Here is a 9881-nt window from a genome sequence, read left to right as displayed (position 1 = left end):
CCCGCACGCCGGGCGCGCCCCCCGGCCGCCCCCGCGCACCGCTGGCGGGCCGGCGCGGCGGCGCGGCGGGCGGCGGCGGCCGGCGCCGCGGGGATCAGGCTCAGGCCCTCGGCCGCCGTCGAGAAATAGGCCGACCCGTTCAACCCCAGCAGGGTGTTGACGACGATCAGCAGGATGTAGGCGCCAAACACCGCGCCCATCGGCCCGCCCCGGCCGCCGCCCAGCCGAGTGCCGCCCACCACCACGGCCGCGAACAGCGACAGCAGCAGCGGATTGCCCACCAGCGGATCGCCTGAGCCGGTCTGCGCGCTGAGGAACACGCCGGCCAGCCCATAGAGCCCGCCGGCCATGACATAGGCCAGGAAGCGCGTCGCGTCGACCCGCAGGCCGGCGGCCCGCGCCGATTCGGCGTCGCTGCCGACGGCGTACAAGGCCACTCCGGCGCGAGTGCGCTTGAACCAGGCCCAGGCCAGTCCCAGCGCCGCCAGCAGCGCCAGCGGCATCGGCAGCAGGCCCGGCACGGCGTCGCCCATGTAGAACTCGGCCAGCGCCGGCGCGACCGCGCCGCCGGGCTTGTCCATCACCAGCAGCGTCGCGCCCTGCAGGATGAACATGGTGGACAGCGTCACCACGATGGGCTGCAGCCGCAGCACGGCGACGAAGAAGCCGTTGAACGCGCCCGCCGCCATGCCGATGGCGATGCCTGCCGCCGTCAGCGCCAGCGGCGAGGCCGATTCGCCGCCCGCCAGCCCCAGCGCCAGCGCCACGTTGACCAGCGAGATCACCGCGCCGGCCGACAGGTCGAAGCCGCCGGTCAGGATCACCAGCGTCGCGCCCATGGCGGCGATCGCCAGCGTGGCGCCGCCGCTGGCCAGGAAAGACAGGTCGAAGTAGCTCAGGCCGCCATTGCCCAGCGCCGCCACCGTGGCCAGCAGCAGCGCGAACACGGCGATGGCGGTGACGAGGCCGCGATGCCGGCTCCAGCCCGCGCCGGCGCGGCGGTCTTGCGATACGCGACGCGGCATGGGCGCGCTCCCGGTCAGGTCTGTATTCATGCGGCGCTCCTGCCGGGCTCGGATCCGCCCAGGGCGGCGCGCATGATGCCCGCCTCGGTCAGCGCCTCGCCCGCCAGCTCGGCCTGCACGCGGCCGCCGTACAGCACCAGCGCGCGGTCGCACAGATGGACGATTTCGGGGATCTCGGTGGAATGGAACAGGATCGCGCCGCCCGCCTCGACGTAGCGGCGCATCAGCAGGTACAGCTCATGCTTGGTGCCCACGTCGATGCCGCGCGTGGGATCGAACAGCAGCAGGATGCGGCTTTGCGCCACCAGCCATTTGGCGATGGCGATCTTCTGCTGATTGCCGCCCGAGAACGCGCCGGCCGGCGTCCAGTCCGCGCGCCGGTCCACCTGCACCTGCGCGAAGGCGCGCGCCACGGCGGCGCCTTCGGCCTGGGCGCTCAGCACGCCGCAGCGCGCGAAGCGTGCGGCCACCGGCAGCGTGGCGTTGGCGCGACCGTCCAGCTTCAGGAACAGGCCCTCGGTCTTGCGGTCCTCGGGCACCATGCCGATGCCGATGTTCGGCCGGATCGCGTCGGCGGGCGAACCCAGCGCGACCTCACGCCCGTCCACCAGGATCTGGCCCGCCCTCGGCGGCGCCATGCCGAAGCAGGCGTTGAACAGGTCCTGCTGGCCCATGCCCTGCAGGCCGGCCACGCCCAGGATCTCGCCTTGCCGCAGCACGAAGTCCACGCCGCGCGCGCGGCCGGCGTCCAGCCCGCGCGCCTCCAGCACCGGCGGCCGCGTCTCGGCCGCTGGCTCGGGGCGCGGCGGAAACGCCTGCGACAGGCTGCGGCCGATGATGCGCTCGATCACCTCGTCGTCGCTCAATGCATCGGCCGGGCCCGTGGAAATGTGCTTGCCGTTGCGCAGGATGGTCAGGCGGTCGCAGAACTCGCGCACCTCGCGCATGCGGTGCGAGATGAACACCACGGTCACGCCCTGGCGCTTGAGCTGCCCGATGATCCCGCCCAGCCAGTCCACGTCGCGCCCGGCCAGCGTGGACGTGGGCTCGTCCAGCAGCAGGATGCGCGGCTGGCGCCACAGCGCCCGCGCGATCTCGACCTTCTGGCGCTGCGCCAGCTCCAGCGTGCCGGCCTCGGCCCGCAGGTCCACCTCGAACGCCAGGCCGCGCAGATGCGCGTCCACGCGTTCCGCCGCGCGGCGGCGCGCGATCATGCCCAGCGGCCCTCGCGGCGCATACGGCAGCAGCATGTTGTCCAGCACGCTCAGGTCCGGCACCAGCGTCATTTCCTGGAACGCGGTCTGGATGCCCAGCGCGTGCGCCGCGCGCGGCGAGCGCAGCGCGGCCGGGCTGCCGTGCACCCACAGCCGTCCCGCGCTGGGCTCGACCAGCCCCGACAGCAGCTTGACGATGGTGGACTTGCCCGCGCCGTTCTCGCCCAGCAGAGCATGCACGGAGCCGGGCAGGATGTCGAACGACACGTCGTCCACCGCCACCGTGGCGCCATAGGCCTTGCGCAAGCCCTGCGCGCGCACTGCCGGCGCCAGCGCGGCACCACCGTCCGCGCAGCCAGCAGCAGCCACGCCATCGGGATGCCGCGGATCCGGCTCCGCCGGTCCGCAGGCATGCCCCCTCGAGGGGGAAGCGCGCAGCGCTTCGGGGGTGGGCCCGTTCACTGGTGTACTCATTTTTCAGGTTGAGCGGACAGCGCGGCGTTCAGCCCGACTTCCGGCGTGTCGGCCGAAAAGATCGACGCGAACCAGCCCGGGTTCTGCACCACGGACGGCTTGAACGCGTTGCAGCCCGCCTTCATCTCCGCCCAGCTGCCCTCCTGGCAGAGTTTGATGGTGTCGTTGGTGACCAGCGGCAGCGGCAGCGTGACGCGCTTGGGCACATCCTTGCCCTCCAGCGCCTGCACCGCCAGCTTCAGCGCCAGCGCGCCCGAGTACGGCGGCGAGGCGTAGGAAATGCGCGGCGCGCCCATGGGCGCGTAGCTGCCCGCCGCGCCGTCCGCCGCCGTGCCGGCCGGCAGCATCTGCACGCGGCCGCCGTTGGAGCCCTCGCCCGCGCAGGGCAGCAGCTGGCCGGGCTTGCGGCCCGCTTCCAGCTGCATGGCGTTGGCGGTGTAGCAGCCCACCTGCATCCACAGGCCGTCGATATCGTTCCAGCTGCGCGTGGCCAGCAGCTTGGACAGCTCGGTGCGCGCCACGGCCTGGCTCCACATGCCCACGGCCTCGCCCACCACCTTGATGTCCGGATACTTGGCGAATACCTTCTTCGCGGCGTCGGTGCGCTGCGTGTCGACCGAGGTGCCCGGCACGCCGGTCACCATCACCACCCGACCCTTGCCGCCCAGCTTGTCGGCCAGCCATTGCGCCGTGACGCGCCCGGCCTCTTCCTGGTCGATGGTGACGTTGTGCGCGCAGGGCTCGGTGATCTCGCCGTCGTAGGCGAACACCAGCACCTTCTTGGCGCAGGCGCTGCGCACCACCTGGTTCAGCGCGGTGGGCGAGATGGGAAAGATGACGATGGCCTTGGCGCCGGCCTGCACCATGGCGTTGATCTGCTGGATCTGCTTCTGCGCGTTGGGACCGGCGACCTGCACCTGCAGGTCGATCTTGTTGGCCAGCGAGGGATGCGCCGCCATCGCCTTGACCATGTTCGAGGCTTCCGCCTGCCAGTCGTTGCCGACGTAGCTCATGCTGAGGAACACCTTGGCCCTGGCGGGCTGTGCCTGCGCGCCAGCCAGCGCGGGCAACAGGCCGGCTGCAACCAGGGCGCAGGCCGCCCCATTCTTGATCCACCGATGCATTTGCTTGTCTCCTGGCCGGAACGGTTGGTTATCGCGGTATTGCGATGGACAACGTCTGGTTGCGCGGCGGGTCCAGGCGGTTCCTGGATCGGGGCGCCTGATCCCCGCCGGCCCGGTCCGGCCTGGGCGGGATCGGGCACGTCGGGCAGCAGGTTTTCACGCATGCCGGAACTCTTGCGGCTCCGGTCGGGTTAAGCTTGTTGTAGGACCAATCTTATCTGTGATCACAGATCATGAAAAATAATAGTACGACTGCAAATCCGGCCACGCAACCGTTGGAATCTCAGGGTTCTCCCTCGCGCGCCTCGCGTTTCGGCGCCGAGGCCGATCTGGACGGGAAGATGGAAAAGATCGTCCGCCAGACGCTGTCGGACCAGGTCTACGGCGACCTGAAGGAGCTGCTGCAGGCCGGGGAAATGGAGCCCGGCCAGCGCTTCACCCTGCGCGGGCTGGCCGCGGCCATCGGCACCAGCGCCATGCCGGTGCGCGAGGCGGTCACCCGGCTGGCGGCCGAACAGGCGCTGGAAGTACTGCCCAACCGCGCGATCCGCGTGCCGCTGATGACGCGCGAGCGCTTCCTGGAACTGCGCACCATCCGCCTGCAACTGGAATGCCTGGCCATCGAGTCCGCCGCCGACAAGCGCAACGAGGACGAACTGGCCGAGATCCAGCGCCACGAACAGGAATTCCTGCAGGCCCGCGCCCAGCCCGATTCACGCGCGGCGGTACGCGCCAACAAGAACCTGCACTTCGCCATCTACCGCAGCGCGCGCATGCCGGCGCTGCTGCAGATCATCGAGAGCCTGTGGCTGCAGATCGGCCCGGTGCTGAACTACGACCTGGCCAGCAGCGCCGCGCGCCTGAGCCAGGGCGAGGCCCACCTGCACCACCGCGCCATGGTCGCCGCCATCGAGAAACGCGACCCCGCCGCCGCGCGCCAGGCGCTGCACGCGGACCTGCTGAGCGCCAGCGAGTACATCCTGGCGCGGGAGTTGCTGCCGTGAATGTGAGTAGGACAAGAACGTTCACCGACGCCCTGGACAGGCTTGCCAATTTTTGCCAAGAATCCTAAGCTAGCGTCATGAGCACGATGAACATCTCCCTGCCCGACGCGCTGAAATCGTTCGTCGACGAGCAGGTCAGCCAGCGCGGCTATGGCACCAGCAGCGAGTATGTCCGCGAATTGATCCGCAAGGACAAGGACCGCCTGCAACTGCGCGAGTTACTGCTGGCCGGCGCGGCTTCAGAGCCGACCAAGCCCGTCGACGCGAGCTATTTCGACGCATTGCGCGGCCGCATCCGGCAAAGCACGAAATCGGGCGCCTAGCGGACATGTCCGCCAAGCCGATCATTCCCAGAACGCGGGCCGAGCAGGACATCGACGAGGCCATCACCCACTACCTGGATGAGCAAGCGCCCAGGGCGGCATCGGGATTCGTCGACGCGCTGGAAGCCGCGTATCGCCACGTTGCCCGCCACCCCGCTTCCGGTTCCAGCCGATACGCGCACGAGCTGGATCTCCCGGACCTGCGCTCGTGGCCTCTGTCGCGCTACCCTTTCCTGGTTTTCTACGTCGAACGTCCACAACACATCGACGTATGGCGCGTGCTTCATACCCGGCGCAATCTGCCGGTCTGGTTGCAGGAACCAGGCTAAAAAAAGAGGGTGCCCGCAGGCACCCTTAATCCACCCTACAACAGCTACTACAAACTACGGTTACAGCAAACTCGGGAAGCGCGGGCCTCACGGCCCGCGCCTCGTCAGGCGACCAGCTTGGCCTTGCCGGCGGCGCCGTGTTCGAACTGGGCTTCCTCGGTCGAGCCGGTCAGCGCGGTGGTCGAGGACTGGCCGCCCTCGATGGTCTGGGTCACGGCGTCGAAGTAGCCGGTGCCGACTTCGCGCTGGTGCTTGACCGCGGTGAAGCCGATCTCGGCGGCGGCGAATTCCTTCTGCTGCAGTTCCACGAAGGCGCTCATCTGGCGGCGGGCATAGCCGTGGGCCAGTTCGAACATGCCGTAGTTCAGCGCGTGGAAGCCGGCCAGCGTGATGAACTGGAACTTGTAGCCCATGGCGCCCAGCTCGCGCTGGAACTTGGCGATGGTGGCGTCGTCCAGGTTCTTCTTCCAGTTGAACGAGGGCGAGCAGTTGTAGGCCAGCAGCTTGCCCGGAAACTGGCGATGGATGGCCTCGGCGAACTTGCGGGCATATTCCAGGTTCGGCGTGGACGTTTCGCACCAGATCAGGTCGGCATAGGGCGCATAGGCCAGGCCGCGCGAGATCGCCTGGTCGATGCCGGCGCGGGTGCGGAAGAAACCTTCCACGGTGCGCTCGCCGGTGATGAACGGACGGTCGTTATCGTCCACGTCGCTGGTCACCAGGTCGGCGGCGTCGGCGTCGGTGCGGGCCAGCAGCACGGTCGGCGTGCCCATCACGTCGGCGGCCAGGCGGGCCGAGACCAGCTTGGACACGGCCTCGCGGGTCGGCACCAGCACCTTGCCACCCATGTGGCCGCACTTCTTGACCGAGGCCAGCTGGTCTTCGAAGTGCACGCCCGAAGCGCCCGCTTCGATCATGCCCTTCATCAGTTCGAAGGCGTTGAGCACGCCGCCGAAGCCGGCTTCGGCGTCGGCCACGATGGGCGCGAAGTAGTCGATATAGCCTTCATCGCCGGGATTCTTGCCTTCCATCCACTGGACCTGGTCGCAGCGGGTCAGCGAGTTGTTGATGCGACGAACCACCTGCGGCACCGAGTTGGCCGGGTACAGCGACTGGTCGGGATACATCTCGCCGGCCAGGTTGGCGTCGCCCGCCACCTGCCAGCCGGACAGGTAGATGGCCTTCAGGCCGGCCTTGACCTGCTGCATGGCCTGGTTGCCAGTCAGCGCGCCAAGCGAATTCACGAACGGTTCGCTGTGCAGCAGTTCCCACAGGCGGGTCGAACCGCGGCGGGCCAGCGTGTGCTCGACGGCGACCGAACCGCGCAGACGGATCACATCCTCGGCGCTGTAGGCGCGCTTGATGCCCTGCCAGCGGGCGTTCTCGGCCCAGTCCTTCTGCAGATTGCGGATTTCGGTTTCGCGGGTGCTCATGGTGATGCTCCTGGTCAGTAGTGGGAAAGACTTTCAAGGATGGGTCCGGAGGAATTTCGCGGCCCGGGCATTGCGTGAATCGTTGGAGAAAGTCTATTCCTGTGCTGCGGAGCAATGTGGCCAGATATCTTATATAAGACGAAAAAGTTATTTCTTTAATATCAATAACTTGAAAGTTCAATTTTGCATTGCGGAACGCTATCGCCATCTGTGAAATGGTCTCCCGCTGCTGCGCAACACGAACTTTCACATGACGAAGACGGCATTTCACAATGCAAAAAAACGCGCATTTCAAAGCGCCTAAAATGCGTCCATTCCCTTGCAGATTCCAATCCATCCATGACGCTGTCTCACGGCCCGCTGGGCCAGAGCGTGGCCTACGCCTCGCAATACGATCCCTCGCTGCTGTTCCCCATCGCCCGCTCGCACAACCGCGCCGCGCTGGACCTGCATGCCGGCGCCCTGCCCTTCGCCGGCGTCGACCTGTGGAACGCCTATGAACTGTCGTGGCTGGACGCCAAGGGCAAGCCGCGCGTGGCCATGGCCACGTTCTCGGTGCCGGCCGACAGCCCCAACATCATCGAGTCCAAGTCGTTCAAGCTCTACCTGAACTCCTTCAACCAGACCCGGCTGGTTAATTCCGCCGCGCTGCGCGGCCGGCTGGAGCGCGACCTGAGCGCGGCCGCCGGCGCGCCGGTGGGCCTGGACTTCATCCTGCCGCAGCGTTTCGGCGAACTGCGCATGGGCGAGCTGGACGGCATCTATATAGACAAGCTGGACATCGAGATCGACACCTACGAGCCCGCGCCCGAGCTGCTGCGCACGCGGCCCGGCGATGCTGTCGAGGAAACGCTGTGCTCGCGGCTGCTGAAATCGAACTGCCCGGTCACCGGCCAGCCCGACTGGGCCAGCGTGCAGATCCGCTATCGCGGCGCGCCGATAGACCGTGAAGCGCTGCTGCGCTACGTGATCTCGTTCCGCCAGCACGCGGAATTCCACGAGCATTGCGTGGAGCGCATCTACACCGACATCATGGCGGCCTGCCGGCCCGAGCTGCTGACGGTCTATGCGCGCTATACGCGCCGTGGCGGGCTGGACATCAACCCGTGGCGCAGCAACTTCGAGGCGGCCCCGCCGCCCGACGTGCGCACGGTGCGCCAATAAGGCAAACCGCCGGCGCATCCGGCCGGCGGTTTGCGGCGGCGCAGTCCCATCGAGGGCTGCGCGCGCCTGGCCAGGGCCTACTTCGTGAACGGCTGCGGCCGCGGCGTATCGTCCGCCGACGGCGGCAGGATCGGATACTGGAACACCGGCTGGTCGCCCGTCAGCGTCTTCAGGAAGGCCACGATCTGCGCGTTCTCTTCCTGCGTGAAGGTGCGGCCCAGCTGCAGCCGGCCCATCACGTCCACCGCCTGCGTCAGCGTGGCGGCTTCGCCATCATGGAAGTAGGGATAGGTCAGCTCGACATTGCGCAGCGTGGGCACCTTGAAGTTGAAGCGGTCGGCGTCCTTGCCCGTGACCGCCGAGCGCCCCTCGGCCTTGTTGTCGGTCTTGTACGGCTCGACCACGCCCATCTTCTGGAACGAGTTACCGCCCACCGCCGCGCCGTTGTGGCAGGCCACGCAGCCGCTGTTCTTGAATAGCTGGTAGCCGGCCAGTTCCTGCACGGTCAGCGCCTTCTTGTCGCCGCGCAGCCATTTGTCGAAGCGCGCGTTCGGCGTCACCAGCGTTTCCTCGAACGCGGCCAGCGCGCCGGTCACTTCCTCGATGGTGATGGCATCCTTGCCGAACACCTGCTTGAACTCGGCCTTGTAGCCGGGGATGGAATTGAGCACCTGCACCGCCAGCTCGTGCGAGGACGCCATCTCCATGGGGTTGGCGATGGGGCCGCCGGCCTGCTCGCTCAGGTCCTTGGCGCGACCGTCCCAGAATTGGGCGATGCTCAGGCTGGAGTTCAGCACCGTGGGCGAATTGATGCCGCCCTGCTGCCAATTGTGGCCGATGGAACCCTTGATGTTGTCCGAGCCGCCCATGCCCAGGTTGTGGCAGGAATTACAGGAAATGGCGCCGGACTTGGACAGGCGCGGATCGAAGAACAGCTTCTTGCCCAGCTCCACCTTGGCGGGATCCTTGATCACCACGGCCTCGATCGGCTGTATCGGCTCCTGCGTGGCGGTCGTCGCCGTGGCCGGACTGACCCACAGCCCCGCGAGCAGTCCTGCGGCGAGCCATGCGCTTTGCTTACTCATGTTGCTTACTCCCGTTGAATAACCTCTCTGCTTATGAGGTATTACAGCGATGAAGGCCACGGCGCCGCTTGCGGCCGGTCAAGCCTGCAAGCCAGCCGCGCGCCAGCCACGCCTGGCGTTGACCAGGCGCAAGCACGCAAAGGGGAAAGGGGGAATGAGCAGATGCGCGCGGCGGATGCGGCGCAGAACCAAGAGAAGGGTCGACCGGACGGCCGGCGGGAGCGTCGCGGCCATTGTGCCGGCGCTCGGGCCCACGGCGATCCGCCAGACGGATCGCCGTGAACGGCGCGCCTCAGGACCGCGCGGGCGCGGCAGCCACCGGATCGGCGCGGCGCGCCTGCACCGCGATCCACTGGGCCAGCAGCGCCGCGACGGCGAAGGCCACGCCCGCGCCCACCCACGGCCCCTGGCGCAGACCGGCGTCCAGCAGCAGGCCGAAGGCCAGCGGCCCCAGGGCCGAGCCCACGTCCATGCCCGAATACACCAGGCCATAGACCGAGCCGGTGGCGCCCTTGGGCGTCACGCGGCGGATCAGCAGGTCGCGCGACGGCGCCGCCACGCCGGAGCAAAAGCCCGCCAGCCCCACCACCGGCGCGGCCAGCGCGGCGGGCACCAGGCCCAGCGCCAGCACCACCAGCGTCAGGCCGGCCAGGATCAGCGCCACCATCACGGTGCGCTCGGTGCGCGGATTGGCCGACACCAGGAA

10 protein-coding genes are annotated in these 9881 nt (G+C 68.2%); 4 read left to right on the top strand and 6 right to left on the bottom strand.

The annotated features are described in order from the left end of the window. The 3 genes from KDH83_RS27000 to KDH83_RS26990 all read right to left on the bottom strand — a co-directional run. On the bottom strand, window positions 1-1055 hold a 1055-nt coding region (locus KDH83_RS27000; RefSeq protein ID WP_212321350.1), incomplete at its 3' end, for an ABC transporter permease. Continuing rightward, a complete protein-coding gene (locus tag KDH83_RS26995) occupies window positions 1052-2701 on the bottom strand; it encodes a sugar ABC transporter ATP-binding protein (RefSeq protein WP_349291678.1) in 1650 nt (549 codons plus the stop codon). The genes KDH83_RS27000 and KDH83_RS26995, both read right to left, overlap by 4 nt. Window positions 2702-2709: 8 nt before the next feature. Beyond that, entirely contained in the window at window positions 2710-3837 is a 1128-nt protein-coding gene (locus KDH83_RS26990) for a sugar ABC transporter substrate-binding protein (protein ID WP_103273703.1), read from the bottom strand. A gap of 341 nt (window positions 3838-4178) precedes the next feature. Here KDH83_RS26990 and KDH83_RS26985 point away from each other — a divergent pair, with 341 nt between their 5' ends. From KDH83_RS26985 to KDH83_RS26975, 3 genes are all read left to right on the top strand, one after another. Beyond that, window positions 4179-4841 carry a GntR family transcriptional regulator gene (locus KDH83_RS26985; RefSeq protein ID WP_212321341.1) on the top strand — a complete coding sequence of 221 codons (663 nt, stop codon included), beginning with the start codon at window positions 4179-4181 and terminating at the stop codon, window positions 4839-4841. Between the two features lie 77 nt (window positions 4842-4918). Further along, on the top strand, window positions 4919-5164 hold the full coding sequence (locus KDH83_RS26980) for a type II toxin-antitoxin system ParD family antitoxin (RefSeq protein WP_212321339.1): 246 nt from the start codon (window positions 4919-4921) through the stop codon (window positions 5162-5164). A 5-nt stretch (window positions 5165-5169) separates the two neighbouring features. Next, window positions 5170-5493 carry a type II toxin-antitoxin system RelE/ParE family toxin gene (locus KDH83_RS26975; RefSeq protein WP_212321337.1) on the top strand — a complete coding sequence of 108 codons (324 nt, stop codon included), beginning with the start codon at window positions 5170-5172 and terminating at the stop codon, window positions 5491-5493. 104 nt (window positions 5494-5597) lie between these two features. On the opposite strand, the gene aceA is transcribed toward KDH83_RS26975, so the two are convergent. Continuing rightward, complete coding sequence (gene aceA, locus KDH83_RS26970; protein ID WP_212321335.1) at window positions 5598-6926, bottom strand: isocitrate lyase; 1329 nt, start codon at window positions 6924-6926, stop codon at window positions 5598-5600. Window positions 6927-7265: 339 nt separating this feature from the next. Between aceA and queF the strand changes: the two genes are divergently transcribed. After that, window positions 7266-8090, top strand: coding sequence for an NADPH-dependent 7-cyano-7-deazaguanine reductase QueF (gene queF / locus KDH83_RS26965; RefSeq protein WP_103273700.1), 825 nt, complete (start codon window positions 7266-7268; stop codon window positions 8088-8090). A 77-nt stretch (window positions 8091-8167) separates the two neighbouring features. Here the strand turns inward: queF and KDH83_RS26960 are convergent, their stop codons facing one another. Then, window positions 8168-9175 (bottom strand): cytochrome-c peroxidase, encoded by a 1008-nt coding sequence (locus tag KDH83_RS26960; protein WP_212321333.1) that lies wholly within the window; start codon window positions 9173-9175, stop codon window positions 8168-8170. A gap of 292 nt (window positions 9176-9467) precedes the next feature. Further along, window positions 9468-9881, bottom strand: a 414-nt coding sequence (locus KDH83_RS26955; protein WP_212321331.1) for an MFS transporter, incomplete at its 5' end; no start/stop codon positions are given.

Source organism: Achromobacter sp. Marseille-Q0513 (genome assembly GCF_018195695.1).
GTDB lineage: Bacteria > Pseudomonadota > Gammaproteobacteria > Burkholderiales > Burkholderiaceae_B > Achromobacter.
Note: the sequence above shows the minus strand (reverse complement) of the source record. Positions and strands in the feature narration are given on the sequence as shown.

Coding starts and splice junctions, on each gene's coding strand:
- KDH83_RS26990 (WP_103273703.1), bottom strand. CDS start 3,837: ATGCATCGGTGGATCAAGAATGGGGCGGCCTGCGCCCTGGTTGCAGCC.
- KDH83_RS26985 (WP_212321341.1), top strand. CDS start 4,179: ATGGAAAAGATCGTCCGCCAGACGCTGTCGGACCAGGTCTACGGCGAC.
- KDH83_RS26980 (WP_212321339.1), top strand. CDS start 4,919: ATGAGCACGATGAACATCTCCCTGCCCGACGCGCTGAAATCGTTCGTC.
- KDH83_RS26975 (WP_212321337.1), top strand. CDS start 5,170: ATGTCCGCCAAGCCGATCATTCCCAGAACGCGGGCCGAGCAGGACATC.
- aceA (WP_212321335.1), bottom strand. CDS start 6,926: ATGAGCACCCGCGAAACCGAAATCCGCAATCTGCAGAAGGACTGGGCC.
- queF (WP_103273700.1), top strand. CDS start 7,266: ATGACGCTGTCTCACGGCCCGCTGGGCCAGAGCGTGGCCTACGCCTCG.
- KDH83_RS26960 (WP_212321333.1), bottom strand. CDS start 9,175: ATGAGTAAGCAAAGCGCATGGCTCGCCGCAGGACTGCTCGCGGGGCTG.